22 protein-coding genes are annotated in these 25,955 nt (G+C 75.1%); 13 read left to right on the forward strand and 9 right to left on the reverse strand.

Translation table 11 applies throughout. The annotated features are described in order from the left end of the window. Positions 1-11 precede the first annotated feature (11 nt). Both K8Z49_RS37450 and K8Z49_RS37455 read right to left on the reverse strand, forming a co-directional pair. The gene (locus tag K8Z49_RS37450; RefSeq protein ID WP_412516377.1) at positions 12-1,364 is read right to left on the reverse strand and encodes a LuxR C-terminal-related transcriptional regulator; all 1,353 of its coding nucleotides are present in this window, start codon (positions 1,362-1,364) and stop codon (positions 12-14) included. Continuing rightward, positions 1,301-2,821: an AAA family ATPase gene (locus K8Z49_RS37455; RefSeq protein WP_412516378.1), complete on the reverse strand. Its 1,521-nt coding sequence runs from the start codon at positions 2,819-2,821 to the stop codon at positions 1,301-1,303. The genes K8Z49_RS37450 and K8Z49_RS37455 overlap by 64 nt, the downstream gene beginning before the upstream one ends. 257 nt (positions 2,822-3,078) lie before the next feature. Here K8Z49_RS37455 and K8Z49_RS37460 point away from each other — a divergent pair, with 257 nt between their 5' ends. Continuing rightward, positions 3,079-4,347 (forward strand): PucR family transcriptional regulator, encoded by a 1,269-nt coding sequence (locus K8Z49_RS37460; protein WP_075023665.1) that lies wholly within the window; start codon positions 3,079-3,081, stop codon positions 4,345-4,347. Positions 4,348-4,353: 6 nt separating this feature from the next. Here the strand turns inward: K8Z49_RS37460 and K8Z49_RS37465 are convergent, their stop codons facing one another. Continuing rightward, a complete protein-coding gene (locus K8Z49_RS37465; protein ID WP_081842582.1) occupies positions 4,354-5,289 on the reverse strand; it encodes an alpha/beta hydrolase family protein in 936 nt (311 codons plus the stop codon). Positions 5,290-5,451: 162 nt separating this feature from the next. Between K8Z49_RS37465 and K8Z49_RS37470 the strand changes: the two genes are divergently transcribed. Then, positions 5,452-6,888: an FAD-dependent monooxygenase gene (locus tag K8Z49_RS37470; protein ID WP_412516379.1), complete on the forward strand. Its 1,437-nt coding sequence runs from the start codon at positions 5,452-5,454 to the stop codon at positions 6,886-6,888. A 34-nt stretch (positions 6,889-6,922) separates the two neighbouring features. Here K8Z49_RS37470 and K8Z49_RS37475 read toward each other — a convergent pair whose 3' ends face one another. Together K8Z49_RS37475 and K8Z49_RS37480 are read right to left on the reverse strand one after the other, a co-directional pair. Then, positions 6,923-7,672, reverse strand: coding sequence for an SDR family NAD(P)-dependent oxidoreductase (locus tag K8Z49_RS37475; protein WP_075023635.1), 750 nt, complete (start codon positions 7,670-7,672; stop codon positions 6,923-6,925). After that, the gene (locus K8Z49_RS37480; RefSeq protein ID WP_075023636.1) at positions 7,672-8,367 is read right to left on the reverse strand and encodes an SDR family NAD(P)-dependent oxidoreductase; all 696 of its coding nucleotides are present in this window, start codon (positions 8,365-8,367) and stop codon (positions 7,672-7,674) included. Before K8Z49_RS37480 ends, K8Z49_RS37475 begins: the two co-directional genes overlap by 1 nt. Positions 8,368-8,562: 195 nt before the next feature. Here K8Z49_RS37480 and K8Z49_RS37485 point away from each other — a divergent pair, with 195 nt between their 5' ends. The 10 genes from K8Z49_RS37485 to hpnH all read left to right on the forward strand — a co-directional run bounded on the left by K8Z49_RS37485 (position 8,563) and on the right by hpnH (position 20,340). After that, the gene (locus tag K8Z49_RS37485) at positions 8,563-9,603 is read left to right on the forward strand and encodes a PucR family transcriptional regulator (protein WP_412516380.1); all 1,041 of its coding nucleotides are present in this window, start codon (positions 8,563-8,565) and stop codon (positions 9,601-9,603) included. Positions 9,604-9,746: 143 nt separating this feature from the next. Continuing rightward, entirely contained in the window at positions 9,747-10,559 is an 813-nt protein-coding gene (locus K8Z49_RS37490) for an SAM-dependent methyltransferase (RefSeq protein WP_021595765.1), read from the forward strand. A 97-nt stretch (positions 10,560-10,656) separates the two neighbouring features. Continuing rightward, positions 10,657-11,562, forward strand: coding sequence for a helix-turn-helix domain-containing protein (locus K8Z49_RS37495; RefSeq protein WP_244938720.1), 906 nt, complete (start codon positions 10,657-10,659; stop codon positions 11,560-11,562). A 305-nt stretch (positions 11,563-11,867) separates the two neighbouring features. Next, positions 11,868-12,725 carry a squalene synthase HpnC gene (gene hpnC, locus K8Z49_RS37500; RefSeq protein ID WP_412516381.1) on the forward strand — a complete coding sequence of 286 codons (858 nt, stop codon included), beginning with the start codon at positions 11,868-11,870 and terminating at the stop codon, positions 12,723-12,725. Between the two features lie 9 nt (positions 12,726-12,734). Continuing rightward, on the forward strand, positions 12,735-13,595 hold the full coding sequence (gene hpnD / locus K8Z49_RS37505) for a presqualene diphosphate synthase HpnD (RefSeq protein WP_021595762.1): 861 nt from the start codon (positions 12,735-12,737) through the stop codon (positions 13,593-13,595). Beyond that, positions 13,592-14,950 carry a hydroxysqualene dehydroxylase HpnE gene (gene hpnE / locus K8Z49_RS37510; RefSeq protein ID WP_075023638.1) on the forward strand — a complete coding sequence of 453 codons (1,359 nt, stop codon included), beginning with the start codon at positions 13,592-13,594 and terminating at the stop codon, positions 14,948-14,950. The genes hpnD and hpnE overlap by 4 nt, the downstream gene beginning before the upstream one ends. Further along, entirely contained in the window at positions 14,947-15,957 is a 1,011-nt protein-coding gene (locus K8Z49_RS37515) for a polyprenyl synthetase family protein (protein ID WP_075023639.1), read from the forward strand. The genes hpnE and K8Z49_RS37515 overlap by 4 nt, the downstream gene beginning before the upstream one ends. Positions 15,958-15,992: 35 nt before the next feature. After that, positions 15,993-17,858, forward strand: coding sequence for a squalene--hopene cyclase (gene shc / locus K8Z49_RS37520; protein ID WP_412516382.1), 1,866 nt, complete (start codon positions 15,993-15,995; stop codon positions 17,856-17,858). After that, complete coding sequence (gene ispH / locus K8Z49_RS37525; protein ID WP_412516383.1) at positions 17,855-19,339, forward strand: 4-hydroxy-3-methylbut-2-enyl diphosphate reductase; 1,485 nt, start codon at positions 17,855-17,857, stop codon at positions 19,337-19,339. Before shc ends, ispH begins: the two co-directional genes overlap by 4 nt. Beyond that, positions 19,336-20,340, forward strand: a complete 1,005-nt coding sequence (gene hpnH, locus K8Z49_RS37530; RefSeq protein WP_021595756.1) for an adenosyl-hopene transferase HpnH — start codon at positions 19,336-19,338, stop codon at positions 20,338-20,340. The genes ispH and hpnH overlap by 4 nt, the downstream gene beginning before the upstream one ends. A gap of 45 nt (positions 20,341-20,385) precedes the next feature. Here hpnH and K8Z49_RS37535 read toward each other — a convergent pair whose 3' ends face one another. Then, positions 20,386-20,844, reverse strand: a complete 459-nt coding sequence (locus K8Z49_RS37535) for a DUF4352 domain-containing protein (protein WP_021595755.1) — start codon at positions 20,842-20,844, stop codon at positions 20,386-20,388. 377 nt (positions 20,845-21,221) lie between these two features. Here K8Z49_RS37535 and K8Z49_RS37540 point away from each other — a divergent pair, with 377 nt between their 5' ends. Then, a complete protein-coding gene (locus K8Z49_RS37540; RefSeq protein ID WP_024935173.1) occupies positions 21,222-21,848 on the forward strand; it encodes a GAP family protein in 627 nt (208 codons plus the stop codon). On the opposite strand, the gene K8Z49_RS37545 is transcribed toward K8Z49_RS37540, so the two are convergent. The 3 genes from K8Z49_RS37545 to K8Z49_RS37555 form a co-directional block, all read right to left on the reverse strand. Further along, entirely contained in the window at positions 21,818-23,605 is a 1,788-nt protein-coding gene (locus K8Z49_RS37545) for an ABC transporter ATP-binding protein (protein WP_075023642.1), read from the reverse strand. The genes K8Z49_RS37540 and K8Z49_RS37545 overlap by 31 nt on opposite strands. Before the next feature lie 26 nt (positions 23,606-23,631). Then, positions 23,632-25,323 (reverse strand): ABC transporter ATP-binding protein, encoded by a 1,692-nt coding sequence (locus tag K8Z49_RS37550; RefSeq protein ID WP_412516384.1) that lies wholly within the window; start codon positions 25,321-25,323, stop codon positions 23,632-23,634. A 61-nt stretch (positions 25,324-25,384) separates the two neighbouring features. After that, positions 25,385-25,939 (reverse strand): AAA family ATPase, encoded by a 555-nt coding sequence (locus K8Z49_RS37555; RefSeq protein WP_021599452.1) that lies wholly within the window; start codon positions 25,937-25,939, stop codon positions 25,385-25,387. Between the last annotated feature and the right edge of the window lie 16 nt (positions 25,940-25,955).

Below are 25,955 nucleotides of genomic sequence, written 5' to 3' on the forward strand. Positions count from 1 at the left end.
CCGCCGGCCGGTCAGCGGATCAGCCGGGCCAGCTCGACGCGCGAGCGGATCCCGAGCCGGGTGAAGACGTTGCGCAGATGGTGGTCGATGGTCCGCGGGCTGAGCAGCAGCCGCGCCGCGATCTCCCGGTTGGTGGCCCCCTCGGCCGCCAGCCGGGCGATGTGGGCCTGCTGCGCGGTGAGCTTCGCGACGCCGGCCGCCGCGCGGGACGCGTCGTCGCCCGACCCGGCGGCGCGCAGCTCGGCGCGGGCCCGCGCGGCCCACGGGACGGCGCCGTAGCGTTCGAAGATCCGCAGCGCGGCGCGCAGGTGGTCGCGGGCGGCGCGGGGCCGCCGCCCGCGCCGCAGCCGGTGCCCGAAGAGCAGCTCGGTGCGGGCGAGCTCGAACACGGCGTCGGCGGCCTCGTGCAGGCGCAGCGCCTCGGCGAAGTGCTCCTCGGCCTCGCCGTCACGGCCGGCGAGCAGCGCCCGGCAGCGCCGGGAGAGCGCCCGCGGCCCGGGGCCGGTGCCGGCGGCGTCCGTCCAGCGGCCGAAGTGCTCGAACGCCCGCGCGGCCCGGTCGTGCTCACCGGTGCGCACCAGCGCCTCGACCAGGTGCGGGACGGCGAGCAGCCGCGCCGGCGGGTGGGCGAGCCCGGCGCCGCCGGGCAGGGCGAGGCGGGCGGCGGCGTCGGCGGGCCGGTCCGCGGCGAGGTCCAGGCATGCGGGCGCCCACGAGCCGAGCGCGGCGGCGCGGGTGAGGCCGTGCTGGTCGGCGGTCCCGGCCAGCCGCTCCAGGTGGCCGCGCGCGGCGTCCTCGTCGCCGTTGAACGCTGCGGTGAGCGCGAGCGTGGCGTGGTGCTCGGCGGCGTGCCCGTGCAGGCGGGTCGCCCGTGCGAGGCGCAGCCCGTCGTGGCACGCGGCGATGGGCGCCGGCGGGTGGCCGAGCAGCGCCTCGCAGCGGCCGGCGACCACGAGCGCGAACGACTCGGCGGGCGCGTCGCCGGACCGGCGGGCGGACGCCACGGCCCCGGCCGCCAGGGCGCGGGCGGCGGTGCCGTCGCCGAGCGCGAACGCCGAGAGCGCCGCCCACGCGCCCGCCGCGGGGTCGGTGACGGCCGCGCCGAGGCCCGCGGCGCGGCCGAGACGGTCCGCCGCCTCGCGGTACCGGCCGCGGATCGCGGCGGCGACGCCGGCGAGGTGGTCGAGCATCAGCCGGGTGCGCGGGCCGGGCCGCGCGAGATCGAGGGAGGCGCCGCGGCCCGCGACCTCCAGGTAGGCGCGGTGGTCGCCGGACGCGTCGGCGGCCTCGGCCGCCCACATCAGCGCGTCCAGCGCGGCCTCCGCGTCCTTTCCGGCGAGCCCTTCGGCGGCGTCGCGCAGCATCGGCAGCGCCGCCGCGGGGGGAGCCGGCCGCCGCCTCGATCCGGCCGCGCAGGCCGGCGGCGCGGGCGGCGTGCGTCCCGTCGCGGCCGTCCGGGCGGGCCTGCCGGAGCATGGCGCGGGCCCGGCGCGACCGCCCGCTCGCCCAGGCGTCGTCGGCGGCGGCCAGGTAGCGGTCCGTCCGGGTGGCGTGGTCGACGGTCAGCGCGGCGGCGCGCTGCCAGGACCGCCAGGAGTCGGCGTACCGGCCCGCCGTCCGCGCCGCGGCCGCGGCGTCCGCCAGCTCGGCGGCGAGCCCGTCGTCGGGCTCGCCGGACACGGCCGCGCGGTGCCAGAGCCGCCGGGGGCGCTTGCCATTCCTGGACGAGCGCGGCGGTGAGCAGCGCGTGGGCGCCCTGCCGCTCCTCGCGCGACGCGTCCGCCCACAGCGAGGACCGGACGAGCCGGTTCCGCACCGTGACCCCGTCGCCCTCGAACCGCAGCAGCCCGGACTCGCGGGCCGCGTCCAGGTCGCCGGCGCCGATGCCGTCCGCCCGCGCGGCCCGCGCCACGGTCGCGGCGCCGAGCCATTCCTCCGCCGCCGCCATCAGCACGAGCCGCCGCGCTCCTGCCGGAAGCCGCAGGTAGCGGCGGCGGTGCAGGGCGCGCAGGGCGCTGGCGGCCGGGAGCGCCCGCGGCGGCGGCGCGGCGCCGGACAGCTGCCCGGGGGTCAGCGCGGCGGCCAGGTCGCGGATCGCGGCGGGCCGCCCGCAGGCCAGGTCGACGATCTCCTCGGCGAGGTCGCCGCGCGCCGCGCCGTCGAAGGCCCCGTCGAAGGCGTCGCCGAGCGCGTCCCGTAACACGCGGCGGCCGGCGTCCTCGTCCAGCGGCGCGAGCCGGAGCCGGTGGACGCCGGCGAGCCCGCCGGGGTCCCGGCGGCCGTCGCGGACGGCGAACAGCACCGCCACCGGCTCCTCCTCGACGCGGCGGGCGGCGAACGCCAGCACCTCCAGCGAGCCCCGGTCGAGCCACTGCACGTCGTCCGCCCGGCACAGCACGGGCCCGTTCCGGGCGGCCCGGCCCAGCAGCTCGCACACCGCCGTGAACAGGACGAACGGCTCGGCGCGCGGCGCGCCGTCCAGGATCGTCGCGAGGGCGTCCCGGTGCGCCGACGGCAGCCGCGCGACCTCGCCGGCCAGGGGCCGCAGCAGCCGGTGCAGCCCCGCGTAGGGGACGGCGGTCTCCCCGGGGACGCCGGTCGTCCCGAGCACCCGGAACGCCTTGCCCTTGCGGGATCCGGGCGTGCGCACGGTGACCCTCCCCACGGCGGCCTCCAGCAGCGCCGTCCGGCCGATCCCGGCGTCCCCGGTGATCGCCAGGGCGCCGCCGTGCCCGTCCCGGGCCCGGTCGAGCATCACCTCGATCGCCTGGAGCTCGCGTTCACGTCCGTGCAGCCGTTCGTGTGCCCGTTCGTGTGCCATGCGGGTCCCTCCTCGGCGGGAACCGACCCCGCCCGCGGCCGTCCGGCCCCTATTGGACGAGATCTCAAAAAGGGAAGGGGCCCATAGGGCACCACGGGGACCCGCCACCGGTCCAGAGCAGGTCCCCGTTTCGGGGACGCGGCGCAATCCGGGCGGGCGCCGATTGTGAGCGGGCACAGTCCCGGCGTCCCGCGATGGCCCGCCCCGTGCCCGCGATGGCACGATGAGGCCCCTGCGTTGTGCTGGAGGTGCCGCCGATGACGGGAGGACGATCCGGGACGGCCGGTCAGGTCGACGCGGACCGCACGATCATGCGCAAGGCGGTGCTGCGCCTGGCGGACCGGCTGCCCGATCTCGCCGACCGGCTCACCGCCGAGATCCTGTCCGGGGACCGCGGCGACCGCGACGACCCGTACCGCGGCGACGTCTGGGAGATGTGCCACACCGGGCTCGGGCACGGCCTCGACACGATCCTCGACCCGGACCGGGGCCGCGCCGACCTGGAGTGGGCGCGGCGGCTCGGGCAGCGCCGGGCCCACCAGGGGCAGCCGCTCGACCAGCTGCTGCGCTCCTACCGGCTCGCCGGACGGGTGTTCTGGGAGGCCGTCGTCGAGGTCGTCGGGCGGCACGACCCGGAGAACGTCCCGGCGCTGATCCGGCAGGCGACCCGCACCTGGGACACGATCGACCAGCAGTCCGGCGCCGCGGCCGCCGCGTACCACCGCACCGAGCTGGACCTGGCACGGCGCAGCGAGGAGCGCGTCCAGGCGATCGTGGACGCGCTCCTGGACGGGCAGGGCGCCGACGGCGGGCTGCTCGCGACCGCCACGTCCGTCCTCGGCCTGCCCGCGACCGGCCGCTACGCCGTGGTCATGCTCGGCGCGGAGGGCGGCTTCGGCGACGGCGTCGACCGGCGCCCCGGCGACACGGGCGGGATGCGGTTCATCTGGCGGCTGCGCACCGACGCCCAGGTGGCGCTGGTCGCGCTCGGCGCCGCCGGGCTCGACGACCTGGTCGCCGCCGTCCGCCCCTGCGCGCGCTCGCACGCCGGCGTCAGCCCGGTCGTCGGCTCCCTCGCCGAGCTGGGCGGCGCCCGCTGGTTCGCCGAGCTGGCGCTGCGGACGTGCCGCGGCCCCGGCAACCAGATCGCCCGCCTGGACCGCCGGCTCCCCGACGCCCTGGTGCTGTCCCAGCCCCGCCTCGCCGGCCGGCTCGGGCATGTCGCGCTCGGCGGCCTGGCGGAGGTGGAGCCGGGGTTCCGCGACGCCCTGCTGGCGACGCTGGAGACCTGGCTGGAGTGCGAGGGGTCCGCGGCCCGCGCGGCGGACCGGCTGTTCTGCCACCGCAACACCGTCCTCAACCGGCTCCGCAAGATCGAGCAGCTCACCGGGCGGACGCTGGCCCGGCCCGGCGACCTCGTCGAGCTCGTCCTCGCGCTGAGCGCGCTCCGCCTCCACGGGGCCGCGGACGGCGCGCACGCCGAAGGGCCGCCCGCGCGCAACGGCGACGGGCGGCCCAGCCGATGAACCGGGCTACGAGTTCGGGCAGGTGTCCCGGTATTCGGAGATGTTCGCGTCCCGGCCGGGCGCCGGGCACAGGAACTGGTCGTAGCGGGTGTCGTTGTCGATGTACCGCTTGAGCCAGGAGATGCTGTACTTCGCGATGGTCGTGTTCGAGATGTTCGGCGCGAAGTGGCTGGCGCCGTTCAGCTCCAGGTACGCCTTCTCCGACGACGCCGGGATGCTCGTGTAGAACGGCTCGGAGTGCGAGGCGACCGGCGCGATCGAGTCCGCCTCGGCGCCGATGATCATGGTGGGGACGCGCACCCCGGAGAAGTTCTTCTGCAGGTTCCACGGCGTCAGCGGGATCGCCGCCTGGAGCTGCGGGCGGTCCTCGGCGGCCTCCAGCGAGCCGCCGCCGCCCATCGAGTGGCCCATCACGCCGAGCCGGCTCGCGTCGATCCGGGACCGCACGCCGCTGCGCTGGGTGAGGTAGTCGAGCGCGGAGAGCATCTGCCGCGCCCGGCTGCTCGGCTGGTCGGAACGGGTGTTGGTGTCGATCGTGAAGACGACGAAGCCCTGCGAGGCCAGCCGCGGCCCGAGCCACGCCATGCTGCTCTGGTCGGCGGTGAACCCGGGCGTGACCACGACGGCGCCGAACGTCCCCTCGGCGGTGCTCGTCGGGTAGTAGATCGTCCCGCCGCCGAAGCCGGTCACGACGAGCGACGACACGCTCGTCTGCGAGGTCGCGAAGGGGCCGCGCAGGGCCTCGATGCTCTGCTCGGTCGGCGCGGGGCCGCGTTCGTACGGGTTGTCGGCGGCCCGGGCGGCGACCTGCGGGGCGGTGAGGGCGCCGGCGGTCAGCGCCGCGGCGACCAGGGTCTTCGCCGCGCGGGCGGTGATGGGGTGCACGTCGGTTCGCTCCTGTTCGGGGGGCGGAGCCGTGGGCCGGCTCCGGGACGCGCACATTCTCGGCAGCCGCCCGCCCCGCGGACATCGGCGAAATCGCCGGTCATCCCGCGGCGACCGCCCTGACCGGCCCGGACGGGGCCCGTGTCACGGCTGCCAGTGGTCTGCCAGCGGTCTGCCAGGCCCTCTTCCGAGACTCGGAGGCGGAGAAGGGAGACCAGCATGGACGACGTCCTCATCATCGGGGCCGGGCCGACCGGCCTCACCCTCGCGGTGGACCTCGCGCGCCGCGGAGTCCGGCACCGGATCATCGACCCGGGCACCCGCGCGGGGTCGCGCGGGAAGGGGCTGCAGCCCCGCACCATGGAGGTCTTCGACGACCTCGGCGTGATCGGCGCGGTGCTCGGCGCCGGCGGCGCCTACCCGCCCATCCGCGCCTACGCGGGCACGGAGGTCGTGTGGGAGGGGGAGATGGGCGAGCGGAAGGAGCCGTCCGACGCCGTTCCGTACCCGAACGGCCTCATGGTGCCGCAGTGGCGCACCGAGGAGATCCTCCGCGACCGCCTGGAGGAGCTGGGCGGACGGGTGGAGCGCGGCGAGCTGGCCGGCTTCGCCCAGGCCGCCGAGGGGGTGACCGCCGTGCTCGCCGACGGCACGACCCTGCGGGCCGCCCACCTCGTCGGCGCGGACGGCGGCAGGAGCGTCGTCCGCAAGACCCTCGGCATCGCGTTCGCGGGCGAGACCCGCGAGGAGGAGCGGATGCTCATCGGGGACGTGCGGACCGCCGACCTCCACCGCGACCACTGGCACACCTGGGCCGACATGCAGACCCGGACGCTGCGCGTGGGTCTGTGCCCGCTCGCCGGCACGGACGACTTCCAGTTCACCGCGCCCCTCCGGCCGGACGAGGACCCGGAGCTCACCCTGGCCACATACCAGAAGATGCTGGAGGAGGGCAGCGGCCGGACCGACGTCCGCCTGACCGACCTCACCTGGAGCTCCATCTACCGGGTCAACATCCGGATGGCCGAGCGGTTCCGGGCCGGCCGGGTCTTCCTGGCCGGCGACGCCGCCCACGTCCATTCGCCGGCGGGCGGGCAGGGCCTCAACACCGGCGTCCAGGACGCCTACAACCTCGGCTGGAAGCTGGCCACCGTGATCAAGGGCGGCCCCTCCGCGCTCCTCGACACCTACGAGGAGGAGCGCCTGCCCGTGGCCGCCGGAGTGCTGGGCCTCAGCACGAAGCTCTACCAGAAGGCCGCCGAGGGACAGGCGGACGCCCTCAAGCGCGGCGAGGAGACCCAGCAGCTCCTTCTGGCCTACCCCGACAGCTCCCTGTCCGAGGGTTCGCTCGGCGGTACCCGCGCCGCTGACGCCGTCCTGCACGACGGGTCCGGTGCACGGGTCCGCCTGCACGACCTGCTGCGCGGCCCCCATGCCACCGTCCTGGCCTTCGGTGTGCGGGTGGGCATCGAGCACCCGGACGTCCGCGTCGTCACGGTCGGCGGGCCGGGCGGCCACACCGACCCCGGCGGCCGGCTGCGGGCCGCGTACGAGGGAGCCGAGGCCGTCCTGATCCGCCCGGACGGCTACATCGCCTGCACCGGCGACGCGACCGTGGTCCAGGCACACCTGGCGCGCCTCACCGCCCCCGCGTAAGGGCCGCGACCGGCCCTCCGCCGCTCCAGCCGGGTCAGGCGCGGGCCCTGGTGGTGCCGCCGTTGGCGTGCAGGATCTGGCCGACGAGCGTCGGGAGCCGCTCGTCGGCCAGGAACGCGATCGCCGCCGCGATCTCCTCGGGCGTCGCGATGCGGCCGAGCGGCACCCGGGCGGCGTACCGGTCGCGGATCTCCTCGACCGTCACCCCGGCGAACTCCGCGTCCACCTCCAGCCGGGGCGTGTCGATCACGCTCGGCGCGACCGCGTTCACCGCGATGCCGAGCGGGGCCAGCTCCCGCCCGAGCGACTTGGCGAGCGCGACGATGCCGGCCTTCGCCGCGGAGTAGGCGGTCGCGTGCGGCCAGCCGATCAGCCCCCACTCGGACGCGACGAACACCATCCGGCCGCCGCCGCGCTCCACCATCCCCGGCATGACGGCCTGCGCGCACGCGAACGTCCCGCCGAGGTCGACGTCGATGGCGCGCCACCAGCCGGCGAGGTCGTCGATCTCGGGGAACGGGGCCATCGTCATCTGGGCGGCGCCGGTGACGAGGAGGCCGACGTGCTCGCCCGTCTGGCGTTCGAGCCGCTCGACCATCGCGGCCACCGCGCCCGGGTCGGACACGTCCGCCGGCGCGGCGACGCCGCCCAGCTCGGTGGCGAGGGCGGCGACGTCGCGGCCGGGCTGGTCGTTGACGGCGACCAGGCGGCCGCCGGCCGCCAGCCGCCGCGCGACGGCCTCGCCGAGCCCGCCGCACGCCCCGGTGATCAGCGCGACGGTCATCAGATCACCGCCCCGGCGTTCGGGGAGAGGATCTCGCCGGTGCAGAACGTCCCGTCCTCGATCAGGTACGCGGTGGCGAGCGCGATCTCCTCCGCGGCCGCCAGCCGCCCGGTGGGCAGGGTCTGCAGGTAGGACGGCCTGCGCCACGGCGAGTCGGACGCCAGCAGCGGCGTGTCGGTGGGGCCGGGCGCCACCCCGTTGACCCGCACGCCGGACGGCGCCAGCTCGGCCGCCAGCGACCGGACGAACCCGATCATCGCGCCGTTGGCGGCGGTGTAGTGGGCCTCGGCGTGCCCGCCGCCGACGGCCAGGTCGGAGACGACCGCGACGACGCTGCCGCGGCCGCGCTCCACCATCCCGGGCGTCACGACCCTGCACACGTTGACCAGGCCGCCGAGGTGCACCCGCAGCATCCGTCGCCAGTCGGCCCAGGCGATGTCGGACACCGGGACGATCGCGTAGTGCCCGGCCCCGCAGACCACCGCCTCCACCGTGCCGAGCTCCCGCTCGATCCGCCGGACCGCCGCGGTCACCTGCGCCTCGTCCGCCACGTCCACGCTCACCGACTGGTCGGCCTCGGGGGCGGGACGCAGGTCCAGCCCGGCGGTCCGCCACCCGCGCCCGGACATCTCGCGCATCGTCGCGACGCCGATGCCGCCGGCCGCGCCGGTGACGAGCGCGACCCGTCCCCGCATCCGATCACCCCGCCTCCGCCGAAGCTCCGGCTCACCCTGGAAAGCTCCAGGCAAACCCGGCATCGCACCAGGTGACAAGGGACGTGGGGATTTCTTGGCCGAACGCACCGCGCCACGCCCGGCCTTTCGTGCCGTTCTCCAAAAAGTCGGTCACGGGCGCGGGCCATCGCCGGGGCGGGGTGAGAAGGTGAGGCTGTGACCAGCGATCCCGTGGTGCCGCGCGTCACCGTCCGGCAGCTCCTGGCGGTGCCGCGCTTCCGGCTGCGCCTGGTCGCCGGGGAGGCCGGGCTCGACCGCCCGGTCCGCTGGGCGCACTCCACCGAGCTGCTCGACCCGGGCCCCTACCTGCGCGGCCACGAGCTCGTCCTGACGGCCGGCGCGTCGCTGCGGGACGCGGGCACGTGCGCGGCGTTCGCCGACTCGGTGAAGGCCGGCCGCGGCAGCGCGATCGGCTACGGCGTCGGCGACGTGGCCGACACCGTCCCCGAGGCGCTGTGCCGGGCCTGCGACCGCACCGGCCTGCCGCTGCTGGAGGTGCCGGCCGAGGTGCCGTTCCTCGGCTTCACCGAGTGGTTCGCCGAGCAGGCCGCGTCCACCTCCGACGAGCGGCACGAGCGGGAGGAGACCGGGCGGCTGCTGCGCATGGTCCGGGACGGGCTCGCCTCCGCCGAGACGCTCCGCACGCGGGTCGACGACGCCGGGCTCGACCCCGCGTCCCTGCTCGTGATCGCGATGGACGGCGTCGAGGACGAGCTGCCGGGGGTGCTCGGCCTGGACGGCGACACGGCCCTGCTCATCACCAACGACGCGCACGCCTGGACCGAGCCCGCGGGGATCGGCAGCCCCGGCGGGCTGGAGCACCTGCCGGTCTCCCTCACCGAGAGCCTCGCCGCGCTGGACGCCGCGCGCCGCTCCGGAGGGGTCGTGCACGCCTCCGACCTCGCCACCTTCCCGGCCCTTCTCGGCCGGCTCGACCAGGACCAGCTGGCCCCGTTCATCGAGCAGATCGCCCGGCCGCTGAGCGACTACGACAGCGCGCACGGGACGCGGCTCGTCGAGACGCTCCGCACGTTCCTGGACATGGGCGGCGCGGTCGGCGCGACGTCCCGCGCGCTGTTCCTGCACCCCAACACGCTGCGCCACCGGCTCTCCCGGATCGAGGCGCTCACCGGCCACAATCCGCTGCGCTTCGAGGACCGGGTGGCGCTCGCGATAGCGGTGTGGGCGGGACGCTGATCCTCCGGCTCCCGCGCGTATTCATCAATGTCCCGAATGGCGCCGCTGACGGAGCCGAATATCGCGTTTCCCGCCGCCCCGGTCAAGCCGGGGCTAAGTTTGCGGAAGGCGGGAGTTCGCATGCCGGAAGGAGCGCCAGACCGATGACGGATGTCACCCCCGGCCCCGAAGAGGGATCCGACTCGAAGATCAATACCGACGTTCCGCAGTCGGCCCGCATCTGGAACTACTGGCTCGGCGGAACCGACAACTACGAGATCGACCGGATCGCCGGCGACCAGTACGTCGCGCTCTATCCGGGAATCGTGGACATCGCCCGCGCCGGCCGCTATTTCATGGACCGCGCGATCCGTTTCCTGGCCCTCGATCGCGGGATCCGCCAGTTCATGGACTGCGGCACGGGGCTGCCCACCGTCGACAACACCCACGAGATGGCCCAGCGCGCCGCCCCCGACGCCAAGGTCGTCTACGTCGACAACGACCCGCTCGTCCTCGCGCACGCCCGCGCCCTCCTGACCGGCACCCCCGAGGGACGCACCTCCTACATCGACTGCGACCTGCACGACCCTAAGACGATCATGGGCCGGGCGGCGGAGATCCTCGACCTCTCCCGGCCGGTCGGGCTGCTGCTGATCGGCGTGATGGGGCACGTCGTCGACCCCGGCGAGGCCTACGGCGTCGTCCGCGGGCTGATGGAGCCGCTCGCGTCCGGCAGCTACCTGATCCTGCACGACTCCACCGACCAGAACGAGGCGTTCAACGCGGCGCAGCGCGCCTACGACGAGACCGGCGCGATCCCGTTCCGGCTGCGCAGCCCCGAGTTCATCCGCGGCTACTTCGACGGCCTGGAGATGGTCGAGCCCGGGCTGGTCACGAGCGGTGCGTGGCGCCCCGAGGTGGGGTCCATGGACATCGAAGATCTTCCGACCCTGTGCGCCGTGGCGCGCAAACCCTGACGCCCGAGACAGGTCGCAGACGGTCTTATTCCCGACGCGGAGCGTGAAGCTATAGTTGGAGCGGTCGTTCTCGCCATCCTCCGTTGAGGAGTCCCCCTTGGCCTCCGTCACGATCAACGACAACCCGCGGTCGCCCTCGGCGCGCGTCCGCTCGGCACTCGCCCAGGGGGACCCGTTCGTCCCGCGGATGCTGCTCGGCCGGAGGCTCCGCGAGCTGCGCGAGGCGGCGCGGCTGTCCCGGCGGGACGCGGGGCGGCGGCTGCACGGCTCCGAGTCCAAGATCACCCGGCTGGAGCTGGGCCGGACCGCGGCCAGGCCCGCCGACGTCGCCCGGCTGCTGGCCGTCTACGGCGCGGACGGCGACGAGCGCACCCTCCTGCTCGCGCTCGCCGAGCAGACGGGCGCCCGCGCCTGGTGGCAGGACGACGGCGACATCGTCTCGCGCTGGGTCCGGCCCTACCTCAGCGCCGAGCAGGCGGCCAAGCTGGTCCGCACGTTCGAGTCGCAGTACGTCCCGGGCCTGCTGCAGACCGAGGACTACGCCCGCGCGGTGATCCGCCGCGCCTACCCCGAGCCGGAGGTCGAGCGGCGCGTCGCGTTCCGGATGCGGCGGCAGCGCGTCCTGCGGCGCCGGCCGCGCCCGCTCAACCTGTGGGTCGTCCTCGACAAGGCGGCGCTGTGGCGCCCGATCGGCTCGCCGGCGACGATGCGCGACCAGATCCGGCACATCGTCGAGATCTGCGCGCGCCCCAACGTGACCGTGCAGATCGCGCCGTACGGCATCAGCGGGCGGGTGGGGTGCGAGGGGCCGCTCACGCTCGTCCGGTTCCCGCAGCAGGGGCTGCAGGACATGGTCTACCTGGAGCGCCCCGACAACGCCCACTACCCGGCCCGCCGCGCGGAGATCGAACGGTACTGGCACGTCTTCAACACCCTCGTGACGGAGGCGGCGCCGCCCGAGCGCACGCCGCACATCCTCGCCGAGATGCTCACCACCTACTGATCCGCGCCCGCGCCGCGCCTGTCCGTAACCCCGCCGGCCCGCCCCATGCCCGCTGCCTGCGGATTCATTGTTGTATGCCCAGATTGTCCGATAACAAAGGGTGATCGTCGGGGCGAATGATCACATATTCCCGTCTGACCACTTCCGGCCTACATTGATAAATGCTGGTATTTCGGGAGGGTTCGCGCGGCTCTTCGGGGACGTACGCCACAGGAGCCTCTCGATGGCCACGTTTACCGGGTGACCGCCCGGATATCGGGCATCGATGTACGTCTCCGTGCCGCCACCGCCCCCGAAGGAACCACATGTCCGTCAGCGAGCGTTTGCGGAACGCCGACGAGGAGCGCCGCACCAGGGCCGAACTGCAGTCCCGGGAGAACTTCCCGGTCGCCACCCGGCTGCTCCCCGCGCGCCACCGCGAGCACCTGCTGAACGTGTACGGCTACGCCCGGCTGGTCGACGACATCGGCGACGAGGCGCCGCCGGGCGACCGGGCGGACCTGCTCGACCTGGTCGAACGCGATCTCGACCGCGTCTACGCGGGGACGGCGCCGGAGCTTCCCGTCATCCGCGACCTCGCCGGGACGATCGTCGCCCGCCGCGTCCCGGCGGAGCCGTTCCGCCGCCTCATCGAGGCCAACCGCAGGGACCAGGCAGTCACCCGGTACGCCACGTTCGACGACCTGGTGGGGTACTGCGCGCTGTCGGCCGACCCCGTCGGGCACATCGTCCTGCACGTGTTCGGCGCCGCCACCCCGGCCCGGCTCCGGCTGTCGGACAAGGTGTGCACCGCCCTGCAGATCATCGAGCACTGCCAGGACGCCGGCGAGGACTACCGCAACGGGCGGATCTACCTCCCGGGCGACGACCTGCGGCGGTTCGGCTGCGTCGAGGCCGACCTGGCCGCGCCCGTCACCCCGACCCGCCTGCGCGGGGTCGTCGCCCTCCAGGCGAAGCGGGCGAGGCGGATGCTGGACGAGGGCGCCGCCCTCACCGGCGGGCTCCGCGGGTTCGCACGCGTCGCCGTCGCCGGATACGTCGCGGGAGGTCTCGCCGCGATCGCCGGGCTGGAACGCGACGCCTACGACGTCCTGGGCGGCCCGTCACGACCACGCAAAGGGCGGCTGCTCGCCGAGTGGTCGCGGACCTTGGGAAGGAGATGAGAAGACCAGATGGACGCACCCACCGCCTACCGGCACTGCGAGAACGTCGTGCGTTCGCAGGCGCGCAACTTCTCGTACGGGATCCGGCTGCTTCCCCAGGGGAAACGACGCGCGCTGAGCGCCGTCTACGCGTTCGCCCGGCGGATCGACGACATCGGCGACGACCACGGCGCGCCGGCAGCCGGCCGGCTCGCCCGGCTGGCGGACCAGCGCGCCCGCCTCGCCGACCTGGACGCCCACCCGTCCGACCCGGTCCTGGTCGCGCTCGCCGACGCGGCCCGCCGCCATCCGATCCCGCTGGAGGCGTTCGGCGAGCTGATCGACGGCTGCGAGGCCGACGTCCGCGGCGAGACCTACGACACCTTCGACGACCTGCACTGGTACTGCCGCTGCGTGGCCGGCGCCGTCGGCCGCCTGTCCCTCGGCGTGTTCGGGACGTCCGACCCGGACACGGCCGTGCCCCGCGCCGACGCGCTGGGCGTCGCGCTGCAGCTGACGAACATCCTGCGGGACGTCCGCGAGGACGGGCTGAACGGCCGCGTCTACCTTCCCGCCAAGGACCTGGCCCGGTTCGGGTGCACGCTGGAGCGGGACGCGTCCGGCCGCCTGACCGACGACCCGGAGCGGCTGGCGAACCTCGTCCGGTTCGAGGCGGCGCGGGCCGCCGAGTGGTACGGCACCGGCCTGGAACTGCTGCCCATGCTCGACCGGCGCAGCGCCGCCTGCGCGGGCGCGATGGCGGGCATCTACCGGCAGGTGCTGAGACGCATCACGGCCGACCCGCTGGCCGCGCTGGAGAAGCGCACGTCCCTCCCGGCCTGGGAGAAGGCGGCCGTGTCCGCCAGGGCGATGGCCGGGATCCGCAGATGAGCGCCGGGGACGGCACCGGGGGAGAGGTCGCGATCGTCGGCGGCGGCCTCGCCGGGATCACCGCGGCGCTGGCGCTCCAGGAGACCGGCGCGCGGGTCACGATCTACGAGGCGCGCCCCCGGCTCGGCGGCGCCACCCACTCCTTCACCCGGGACGGCCTGACCGTCGACAACGGGCAGCACATCTTCCTCAAGTGCTGCTCGGCGTACCAGGGGCTGCTGGCCAGGCTGGACGCGCTGGACCGCGTCCGCGTCCAGGACCGCTTCGACGTCCGGGTGCTCACCCCGGACGGCGCCGCAGGGCGGCTCCGCCGCGCCAAGGCCCCCGGCCCGCTGCACCTCCTGCCCGCCCTCGCCCGCTACGAGCTGCTCTCCCCGGCCGACCGGCTGCGCGCGACCCTCGCCTCCCTGGCCCTGGACCGCCTCGACCCGGCCGACCCGTCGCTCGACGGGATCCGCACGGGCGCCTGGCTGGCGCGCCACGGCCAGCGGCGGCAGGCCCGCGAGGCGCTCTGGGAGCTGTTCGTCACCGCCGCCCTCAACGTCCGGCTCGACGACGCCGCGCTCGGGCCGGCCGCCTTCGTGTGCAAGACCGCGCTCCTCGGCCGCCAGGACGCCGCCGACATCGGCGTGCCCACCGTCCCGCTCGGCGACCTGCACGGCACGATCCCGGCGGCGAGGATCGAGCGGGACGGCGGCCGGATCCACCTCGGCGCCAAGGTCACGGCGATCGACGCGGGCCCGAAGCTCGTCGTGAACGGCTCCCCGGTCGGCGCCGACGCGGTCGTCGTCGCGGTGCCGCACCGGGCCGCGTCCGCGCTCGTCCCCGCGGAGGCGTCCCCGGACCGGGGGAGATGGGACGGCCTCGGCTCCAGTCCCATCGTCAACGTCCACGTCGTCTACGACCGGCCCGTCCTGCGCGAGCCGTTCGCCGCCGCGGTCGGATCGCCCGTCCAGTGGGTGTTCGACCGCACCGCGGTGAGCGGCCTCACCGGCGGCCAGTACCTCGCGGTCTCGGTCTCGGCGGCCGACCGCTGGATCGACACGCCCACCGCCGAACTGCGCGAGGTGTACCTCACCGCGCTGGAGCGGCTGTTCCCGGCCGCCCGCCGCGCCCGCGTCACCGACTTCTTCGTGACCCGGGAGCGGCACGCCACATTCCGCCAGAGCCCCGGCAGCGGCGCGCTGCGCCCAGCGTCCGCGACCCGGCTGCCGTGGCTGTTCCTCGCCGGCGCGTGGACGGACACGGGCTGGCCCGACACGATGGAGGGAGCCGTGCGCAGCGGCCTCACCGCCGCCCGCCTCGTCCGGCGGCACCTGCAGCAGGTGGACACCGGCGGGGTGAACGGCCGATGACCACCGTCCCCACTTCGATCACCGACGGGCGCGCCCTGGTCGACCAGGCCATGCGCGCCTCCGCGGAGCGGCTCGACCCGTGGACCCGCCGCGTCGTCGCCTACCACCTCGGCTGGACCGACGAGGACGGCCGGCCCGCCGCGGCGGGCGGCAAGGCGCTGCGCCCCGCGCTCGCGCTGCTGTCCGCGCGGGCCGCCGAGACCTCCTACGAGACGGCGCTGCCCGGCGCCGTCGCCGTCGAGTTCGTGCACGCGTTCTCGCTGCTGCACGACGACATCATGGACGGCGACCGGACCCGCCGGCACCGGCCCGCCGCGTGGACGGTCTTCGGCCCGTCCGCCGCGATCCTCGGCGGCGACGCGCTGCTCGCGCTGTCGGAGGAGCTGCTGCTCGACCAGCACACCCGGGGCGCGCACTGGGCGGCGCGCGCCCTGACCGCCGCCACCCAGCGGCTCATCTCCGGGCAGGCGCTCGACATCGGGTTCGAGTCCCGCGACGACGTGGCCCTCGACGAGTGCCTGACCATGGCGGCGGACAAGACCGGCGCGCTGCTCGCCTGCGCCTGCTCGATCGGCGCGATGCTCGGCGAGGGCCCCACCCGCCTCGTCACCGCGCTGACCGGGTACGGCGCCGAGCTCGGGCTCGCGTTCCAGCTCGTGGACGACCTGCTCGGCATCTGGGGCAGCCCGGAGACGACCGGCAAGCCCGTCCTGTCCGACCTGCGGGCGCGCAAGAAGTCGCTGCCGGTGGTGTACGCGCTGACGTCCGGCCGGCCGGAGTCGCGGAGGCTCGCCGACCTGTACGCCGACCCGGAGCCGCCGTCCGAGGACGCCCTGCGGGAGATGGCCCGGCTCGTCGAGGCGGCGGGCGGCCGGGACTGGGCCGCGGCCGAGGCGGACCGCCGCATCGCCGCCGCGGACCGGTGCCTCGACGACTCCGGCATGGACGGCCTCGTCGCCGCCGAGTTCCGCGACATCGCACGCTTCGTCACCTCCCGGGACCACTGACACGCCGGCGCGCGGACGAGAAGGGAAAGCGCTGAATGACCACGACCGAAGTTCCCGGACTCACCGGCGCGGCCTCCGCCGCCGTCGAGGCCGCCCGCGACCGCCTGCTCGGGCTCCAGTCGCCCGAGGGCTGGTGGAAGGCCGAGCTGGAGACCAACGTGACCATGGACGCGGAGGACCTGCTGCTCCGCGAGTTCCTCGGCATCGGCTCGGAGGAGGAGACCCGGGAGGCGGCCCGCTGGATCCGGTCCCGGCAGCGGGACGACGGCACCTGGGCGAACTTCCACGGCGGCCCCGCCGACCTGTCCACGACCGTCGAGGCGTACGTCGCGCTGCGGCTCGCCGGGGACCCCGTGGACGCCCCGCACATGCGCCGGGCCGCCGCGTACGCGCGGGAGGCGGGCGGCATCGAGGGCAGCCGCGTCTTCACCCGGATCTGGCTGGCGCTGTTCGGGCAGTGGTCGTGGGACGACCTGCCCGTCATGCCGCCCGAGCTGATGTTCCTGCCGAGCCGGGTGCCGCTGAACGTGTACGACTGGGCGTGCTGGGCGCGGCAGACGATCGTCCCGCTGACGATCCTCGGGTCGCTGCGCCCCGTCCGGAGCCTGCCGTTCGACCTGCCGGAGCTGCGCGCCGGGCGGGCGCCCGCGCGGGCGGCGACGGGCTGGGGGCGGGCGTTCAACGCGCTCGACCGCGTCCTGCACGTGTACGAGAAGCGGCCGGTGCGCCCGCTCCGGACCGCCGCGATGCGCCGCGCGGCCGACTGGATCATCGCGCGGCAGGAGGCCGACGGGTGCTGGGGCGGGATCCAGCCGCCGTGGGTGTACTCCCTGATGGCGCTGCACGAGCTCGGCTACGGCCTGGACCACCCGGTCATCAAGCGCGGGCTGGCGGGGCTGGAGAGGTTCACGATCCGGGACGAGAAGGGGCGCCGGCTGGAGGCGTGCCAGTCGCCGGTCTGGGACACCGTGCTCGCCGTGAACGCGCTCGCCGACGCGGGCGTCCCGCCGGACGACCCGGCGCTGCTGCGGGCGGCGCGCTGGATCGTCGGGGAGGAGGTCCGCGGGCCGGGGGACTGGGCGGTGCGGCGGCCGGACACCCCGCCGGGCGGCTGGGCGTTCGAGTTCGACAACGACGTCTACCCCGACACCGACGACACCGCCGAGGCGATCCTGGCGCTGCGGAGGGTGGCCCTGCCGGAGGCGGAGGCGCCGATCGAGCGGGCGGTCCGCTGGCTGGACGGCATGGCGTCGCGGGACGGCGGCTTCGGCGCCTTCGACGCCGACAACACCCGCGAACTGTGCACCAAGCTGCCGTTCTGCGACTTCGGTGCTGTCATCGACCCGCCGTCGGCCGACGTCACCGCGCACGTCGTCGAGGCGCTCGCCAAGGAGGGCCTCGCGGAGTCGACCGTGGTGAAGCGGGCCGTCGTGTGGCTGCTGAAGGCGCAGGAGCAGGACGGCTCCTGGTTCGGGCGCTGGGGCGCCAACCACGTCTACGGGACGGGCGGCGTCGTCCCGGCGCTGATCGCCGCCGGCGTCCGCCCGGACAAGCCCGCGATCCGGCGCGCGGTGGCGTGGCTGGAGGCGCACCAGAACGAGGACGGCGGATGGGGCGAGGACCTGCGCTCCTACGACGACCCGGCGTGGATCGGCCGGGGCGCGTCCACCCCGTCCCAGACGGCATGGGCGCTGCTGGCCCTGCTCGCCGCCGGCGAACGCTCCGCCGCCGTGGACGCCGGCGTGCGCTGGCTCGTCGACAACCAGCGCCCGGACGGGAACTGGGACGAGGACGCGTTCACCGGCACCGGCTTCCCCGGCGACTTCTACATCAACTACCACCTGTACCGGCTGGTGTTCCCCGTCAGCGCCCTGGGCCGCTACCTCGGAGGTGCCACATGACGCGGCTCGTGGTGTGCGCGGCGCTCGGCATCGAGGCCCGCGCGCTCTCCCAGGACGGCGACCTGAACGTCGTCCGCATCGGCATGGGGCCGGCCAAGGCGCGGTCGGCCGCCGGGCACCTGCCGGAGTTCGGGGCGCTCGCCATCGTGGGGTGCGGCGGCGCGCTGGACGACCGGCTGCGTCCCGGCGACCTGTTCGTCGCGACCGAGGTGCGGGGCGCGTCCGGCACCGTGCGGTGCCGGTCGGCCGAACCCCTCGCCGGCCTGCTGGAACGCACCACCGGCGCGACCGTCCACCGGGGGCCGCTCGTCACGGTGGACCACATGGTGACGGGCTCGGAGCGCGCGTCGCTGGCCGCGATGGGCGCGCTCGTCGCCGACATGGAGTCCGCCGAGCTGGCCGCGGCGGCGGGGGAGCGGCCGTTCGCGGTCGTGCGCGCCATCGTCGACACCCCGGGCCGCCCCCTGGTCAGCCCCGCGACGATCCCGGGCGGGACCGCCGCGCTGCGCCGGCTGCGCACGGTCGGCCCCGCCCTGCGGGAATGGGCGGGCGCCGCCGGCCCGCGCCGCCTCCTCCTCGCCGGTCCCCGGTCGTTCTGCGCCGGGGTGGAGCGGGCGATCGAGATCGTGGAACGCGCGCTCGCCCTGCACGGGCCGCCCGTCTACGTGCGCAAGCAGATCGTCCACAACTCCCATGTGGTGGACGACCTGAGCGGCCGCGGCGCCGTCTTCGTCGACGAGCTCGACGAGGTGCCGCCCGGCTCGGTCACGGTGTTCTCCGCGCACGGCGTCGCGCCCGCCGTCCGGGCGGAGGCCGGGCGGCGCGAGCTGCGGGTGATCGACGCGACCTGCCCCCTCGTGTCGAAGGTGCACGCCGAGGCCCGCCGGTTCGCGGCGCAGGGCCACCTCGTCGCGCTGATCGGGCACGCCGGGCACGAGGAGGTCGAGGGCACCCTCGGCGAGGCGCCGTCCTCCACCTACCTCGTCGAGAACCCGGAGGACGTCGCGTCGCTGCCCGCGGACCGTCCCGTCGCCTACCTGACCCAGACCACCCTCGCCGCCGACGAGGCCGGCGAGGTCGCCGCCGCGATCACCGGCCGGTTCCCGGACGCGGTCGGCCCGCACACCGACGACATCTGCTACGCCACCACGAACCGGCAGGAGGCCGTGACCGGCGTCGCCCGGGACTCCGACCTCGTCCTCGTGGTCGGCTCGGCCAACTCGTCCAACTCCCGCCGCCTCGTCGAGGTGGCCGAGAGCCGCGGCACGCCGGCGGTGCTGATCGACGGCCCCGCCGACATCCCGCTCGGACGGCTCCGCGAGGCCCGGGTCGTCGGCCTGACCGCCGGCGCCTCCGCGCCCCCGTCCGTCCTCGACGCGGTCGTGGACGCCCTGCGCGGCCTCGGCCCCGTCGACATCAAGGAGCACACGGTCACGGTGGAGACCACCGAGTTCACCCTGCCCAAGGAGGTCCGGACATGAGCATGCCGCTTCGCCAGAGCGTCCGCATCGGCACCTACATCCTCCGCAACAAGCTGCGCGGCAGGGAGAAGTTCCCGCTGATCGTCGAGCTGGAACCGCTGTTCGCCTGCAACCTCGCCTGCGCCGGCTGCGGGAAGATCCAGCACCCGCACGACGTCCTCAAGAAGCGCATGCCGGTCGAGCAGGCCCTCGCCGCGATCGAGGAGTGCGGCGCCCCGATGGTCTCCATCGCGGGCGGGGAACCGCTCATGCACCCGCAGATCGACGAACTCGTGGCCGAACTCATCAAGCGCAAGAAATTCGTCTTCCTCTGCACGAACGCGCTGCTCATCCCGAGGAAGATCGACAAATTCAAGCCGTCGCCCTACTTCGCCTGGGCCGTGCATATCGACGGCCTGCGCGAAAGGCACGACGAGTCCGTCTGCAAGGAAGGCGTCTTCGACGACGCCGTGGCGGCCATCAAGGAATGCCAGAAGCGCGGTTTCCGCGTCACCACGAACACCACGATCTTCAACACCGACACGCCGCAGACCGTCATCGACGTCCTCAACTACCTCAACGACGACCTCAAGGTCGACGAGATGATGATCTCGCCGGGCTACGCCTACGACAAAGCCCCCGACCAGGAGCACTTCCTCGGCGTCCAGGAAACCCGGGAACTGTTCAAGAAGGCGTTCGCGGACGGCAACCGCAAACGCTGGCGCTTCAACCACTCCCCGCTCTTCCTGGATTTCCTGGAAGGCAAGGTCGACTTCCCCTGCACGGCCTGGGCGATCCCGTCCTACTCCCTCTTCGGCTGGCAGCGCCCCTGCTACCTCATGTCGGACGGCTACGCGCAGACCTACCAGGAGCTCCTGGACGAGACGGACTGGGACTCCTACGGCCGCGGCCGCGACGCCCGCTGCGCCAACTGCATGGCCCACTGCGGCTACGAACCCACGGCCGTCTTCTCGACCCTGACCTCCCTCAAGGAATCCCTGAGAGCCGTCCGCTCCGTCTGACGACCGCCGACCCGCCCGGAAAGCCCCCTTTCCGGGCGCCGGCCGTCAGCCCACCTCCGCGATGTACTTGGTGCCGAATCCGTCCCTGGTGAACGTCACCGTCTTCGGAGAGAACGTGCCTTCCGCCGTTACCGTGCCCCTGGCCCTTTCCTTGGGCTGCAGGCTGGTCGAGTCGATCTCCCGGTCATCGGCACCGAGCGCGTCGGCGGTCTCGTGCCGCGTGCCGCCCGTGTCGGTGATCGCGAAGTACAGCGGATTGACGGCCAGCACCTTCCCGGTGTTGTTCGTGACGGTGACCCTCACACTCGTGTAGTCGTCGCCTTCGGCGAGCGCGCTCGGCCGGAAATCCGTCTTCTTGGCGGTCAGCTTGACCGAGACCTGCTTCGCCTGCTTCGACTCCGTGTTCTGGCCGGCGGGCTGAACATCGGCGGCCTCCTCGTCGAGGCCGCACCCGCCGAAGGTGAGCATCATTGCTGCGCCGGCGATGGCGACGATGCGCCGCATGGTTTCCCCCCTCGTTCCTGGATGTGCTCCAGGGGCCTGGGGGGAAGCCCCCTGGCGCGGATGAGTGACCGCGTCGTCCCTCAGCGCCAATTATGGCCGATATGTATGGTTTGGCCACCGTCCGTGACGGCTTGGTCGCGTGAAGTTCGGGGAGATCCTCTTTGGGGGCGGGAGGTGCCCGGCGAGGGTGGGCCGGGCACCGCCGGCGGGTGTCAGTCCACGACGCACAGGGCCCAGCCGCGCGCCGGGTCGAGCTGGCAGATCTAGCCGGAGTAGCGAGCCGTCCGACCTGCGCGGACTTTCGAAGAACCGGCGGGCACCGGTGTGGCGGGGGGATGACGGGGGAGCATCCGCGCAGTGGCGTGGAGGGGGCGCACGTGAGCCTTCAGATACTCCCGCTCGCCGTCACCATGATGGTGGGGCCGCAGATCATGTCCGCGGTCATCCTGGTGACGGCCGAGCGGGCGGTGCGGGTGTCGCTGGCGTTCCTCGCCGGGGTGGCGGTCGCGACGATGCTGGGGGTCGCCGCGACCAGGGGCGTGTTCGCTCTGGTGGGGAACAATGTCGAGCTGGGTGACTCGTCCGATCGGGGGGCGGCGGGGACCATCGTCCAGTACGTCCTGGTCGGCCTGCTGCTGCTCGCCGCGCTGAAGTCGTACGTGCGGAGGGAGACGGCGGCACCGCCGAAATGGCTCGGGGCGCTGATGGAGGCCGGCACCCGGAAGGCGTTCACGACCGGGTTGCTGGTGATCCTGCTGATGCCGTCGGACATCGCGGTCATGCTCACCGTCGGGGCGAACCTGGAGCAGTCGGACGCGACCCTGGTGTCGGCGCTGCCGTTCGTCGGGGCCACCGTCCTCGTCGCCGCGCTGCCGCTGCTGGCCCTGCTGCTGTTCCACCGGCGTGCCGAACGGGCGATGCCCCGGGTCCGGGAGTGGATCGGCTCGCACAGCTGGGTGGTCAACATCGTGGCCTACTTGATCTTCGCCGTGCTGCTGCTGTGATCGGCCCGCGCACCGGACCAGGCCTGCCACAGGGCCGCGTACCGGCCGCCGGCCGCGCGCAGCTCGTCGTGGGTGCCGCTCTCGACGACCCGGCCGTCCTCCATGACGACGACGCGGTCGGCGGACGCGGCCTGGGTGAGGCGGTGCGCGACGATCAGCGCGGTGCGGCCCGCGACGGCGCTGTCCGCGGCCCGCTCCAGGGTGCGGGCGCCGCTGCTGCCGGCCTCGGCGGTCGCCTCGTCCAGGACGGCGATCCGCGGGTCGGCGAGGACCAGCCGGGCCAGCGCGAGCTGCTGAGCCTGCGCGGCGGTGAGCCGGTGCCCGCCGTCGCCGACCACGGTGTCCAGGCCGTCCGGCAGTGCCCGCGCCCACTCCAGCGCCCCGACCGCGGCGAGCGCCGCGCGCAGGTCGGCGTCGGTGGCGCCGGGCCGGGCGAGCCGCAGGTCGGCGGCGAGCGGCCCGGCGAACACGTGCACCTCCTGGGTGACCAGGGCGACGGCCCGCCGCGCCGCGCCGGGGCCGAGGTCGGCCAGGTCGACCCCGCCGACCAGGACCGTCCCGGCGCCCGGGCGGTGCACCCCCGCGATCAGCCGGGCGACGGTGGTCTTGCCCGCGCCGCTCGCGCCGACCAGCGCGACCCGCTCGCCGGGCCGCAGCTCCAGGTCGACACCGTGCAGGACGGGCCGTCCCGGCACGTAGGCGTGGCCGAGCCCGGTGGCGATGACCGAGGCGTCACGCGGGGCGACCGGGGGCGGCGGCTCGGGCGCGGGCCGGTCCGCCACGCCGGTGAGGCGGGCCAGCCCCGCCCCGGCGGCCTGCGCGTCGTCCAGCAGCGCGAGCGCGGTGTTCATCGGGCCGAACAGGTTGTGGAAGTACAGGGCGGCGGCGGTCGCGGTGCCGACGGACGCCGCCCCGCCGCGCACCAGCAGGAACCCGGTGACCAGGACGGCCGCCAGGCCCGTGTACTCGGCGACGTGCAGCCGCATGTAGAAGCGCAGGACGAGCCTGATGCCGCGCATCGTCAGGTCCACGACGGCCGACGAGCGGCGGGCGACGAGGCCGGCGTGCTCGTCCTCCAGGCGGAACGCGCGGACCGTCGCGCCGCCGCCGATGCTGTCGAGGAGCTGCTGCTGCTGGACGCCGTTCGCCGCACGCTGCTCGGCGTAGACCGGCACCGCGCGCCGCACGTACCAGCGGGCGGTGTACGCCTGGACGGGCGCGGCGAGCAGCGCGGCGAGGAAGAACCGCCAGTCGAGCAGGGCCAGGCCGGCGAGGGTCAGCGCGATCGTCAGGAGGGACCGCACCAGCTCGGGCAGCGCCCGGCGGACGGCCTCCGCGATCAGCGACACGTCCCCGGTGACGCGGGCGACGAGGTCCCCGGACCCGGACCGCTCCACCTCGGCGAGCGGCAGGTGCAGGGCCCGCTCGACGAACCGCTCGCGCAGCCGGGCGAGGACGGTCTCGCCGAGCCGCGCCACCAGGGTCAGCCCCCAGGCGGTGGTGAGGCCCTGGACGACCGCGACGGCGGCCAGCAGCGCGATCAGCGGCGTCACCGCGTCCGGCCGGTGCTCGGCGACGGCGTCCACCACCCTGCCGAGCAGGGGCGGGGTCAGCATCCCGGCGGCGGTCGCGGCGGTCATCACGGCCGCCGCGCCGGCCGCGAGCCCGCGGTGCGGCCGCAGCAGCTCGCCGAGCAGCGCCCGGACCCGCGCGCCGGACGCGACGGGCAGCGGCTCCGCTCCGTCTCCGGCCGTCATACCGGGGCCTGTCATGACAGGGCCCGTCATGACAGGACCGTCGCGCGGTAGCCGTCGTGGCGGGCGGCGAGCTCGGAGTGCGTCGCGGCGTCCCCGGTCCGGCCGCCGGAGACCAGCACGACCCGGTCGGTGACGGCGAGCAGCGCCGGGCTCGTCGTGACGACGACCGTCGTCCTGCCCCGGCGCAGCGCGCGCAGCCCTTCGGCGATGCGCGCCTCGGTGACCGCGTCCACCGCCGTCGTCGGATCGTGCAGGACGAGGACGGGCGCGTCGGCGGCCAGCGCGCGGGCGAGGGCCACGCGCTGCCGCTGCCCGCCCGACAGCGACCGGCCCCGCTCGCCGACGGACGCGCCGTCCCCGATGGCGGCGGCTATCTCGCCGGCGCCGGCCGCGGCCAGCACCCGGTCCAGGTCGCCGGGCGCCAGGTCACGGGATGCGCGGTCGCCGGACGCGATGGTGCCGGCCAGATCGCCGGAGAACAGGTCGGCGTCGTGCGCGGCCACCAGGATCGAGGCGCGCACCGCCGCCGGGTGCAGGGTGCTCAGGGGGACGCCGTCCAGCTCGACGGTGCCCGCGTCCGGGTCGGTCTCGCGTCCGAGGCAGCGCAGCAGCGCCTCGGCGTCGCCCGGGTCGGGGGCGACGACGCCGAGCAGCTCGCCGGGCCGCGCCTCCAGATCCAGTTCCCGAAGGCTTCCGGACGTCACGCCGCTCAGCCGCACATGCCCGGCGACCGGCTCGGGCGGCACGCCCTCCCCCTCGGGGACGGCGGACGGCGCGGCGAGCACGTCCGCGATCCGGGCCGCGGAGGCGCGCCCCTGCGCGAACCGCGCGTTCACCCACGCCAGGACCGACAGCGGGCCGAGCAGCATCAGCGCCAGGCCGACGGCCGCCACGAGCTGCCCGAGGCTCACCTCCCCCTGCGCGGCGAGCCGCCCGCCGACGAGCGCGACGAGCGCGATGAACACCCCGGTCAGCGCGAGGACCGTCCCGCTCTGCCAGGCCTCCGCCCGCGCGGCCCGCAGCGTCGCGCCGAGCGAGTCGGCACTCGTGCGCCGGTACCGGTCGACCGCGGCGGGCTCGGCCCCGAGGCCCTTGAGGACCCGGAGCCCGGCGACGAGATCGGCGGCGACGGCGGACGCGTGCGCCGCGCGCTCCTGCTCGGCGCGGCTGCGGCGTTCCAGCGGCCTGCTCAGCAGGTGCCCGAGCAGCATCAGCAGCGGCGTCCCGAGCACCACGACCAGACCGAGCGGCAGCGAGATGCTCAGCAGCACCGCCGCGCCCGAGGCGATGCCCACCAGCGCGGCGATCCCGGCCATCAGCGCCAGGTTCACGGCGCCGACGCGGCGCGCGTCCTCGGTGGCGATGGCGGTCAGCGCGCCGGGGAGCCGCCCGCTCTCGGCGCCGCCGCGCGGGTCCAGCACCCGCTCCACGAGCGCCAGCCGCAGCCCGTGCGCGGCCCGCGCCCCGGCCCGCTCCCCGGCGTAGGCGCCGATCCGGAAGCTCCACGACAGCACGAGGTACACGGCGGCGAGCGCCCCCAGCCACAGGACGAGGGCGCGCCCGTCGTCCCCGGCCATGGCCTGGTCGATCGCCATGCCGATGAGCACGGGAACGAGCGCCTCACCGACCTGGTGCGCCGAGGCGAGCACCGCGGCGACCGCGACGTCCCGCCGCTGCGACCGAACCGCCCACCCCAGCACGGCCCTTCCCGTGACCACTCCCGCTCCAATGATCGGCACAGTTGAGGAAAGGCAAAGCTAACTCATCGGCCGCGGGCCCCTACGCCTCGCCTCCGGCGAAGGCGAGGAGGTCCGGGAGGGCGGGGTCGTAGCCGTCGCCGGTGTCCACGGTGATGGTCGGAGCGTCCAGGGAGATCCAGACGAAGGAGTCGTTGGAGTGCCGCCCGGCGGCGATCGCCTCCAGCAGGGCCCGGTCGCCGTGCGCGGCCCGGTGGGCGTCGCTCGCGGCGCGCCGGGCGACCCGCTCGTGCGCGACGGCCGCCGGCGCCGTGCACCGGACGATGCGGACGGCGGCGATGTCGCCGAGCGGTTCGAGGCGCGGGCGCCACACCCGGTCCTGGAACGCGGCCTCGGCCACCACGGTCACCCCGGCCTTCGCCAGGACGGCCAGCGTGTCGAAGAAGGCGGACAGCGTCGGCAGGTTGAGCCGGTCGTTGCCGCCGGTGCCGGAACCGGCCGCCGCGAGCACCATGCCCTGCTTGATCTCGTCCCGGATGATCGCGGGGCAGCCGAGCCCCTGCGCGAGCCGGTGCGCGAGGGTGGTCTTGCCGGTTCCGGGCGGCCCGCTGACGACGATCAGACTCGGCTTGCTCACACCGCATTGTGGCACT

It is taken from the genome of Actinomadura madurae (assembly GCF_047130825.1).
In the GTDB taxonomy this organism is placed as follows: Bacteria; Actinomycetota; Actinomycetes; order Streptosporangiales; family Streptosporangiaceae; genus Spirillospora; species Spirillospora madurae.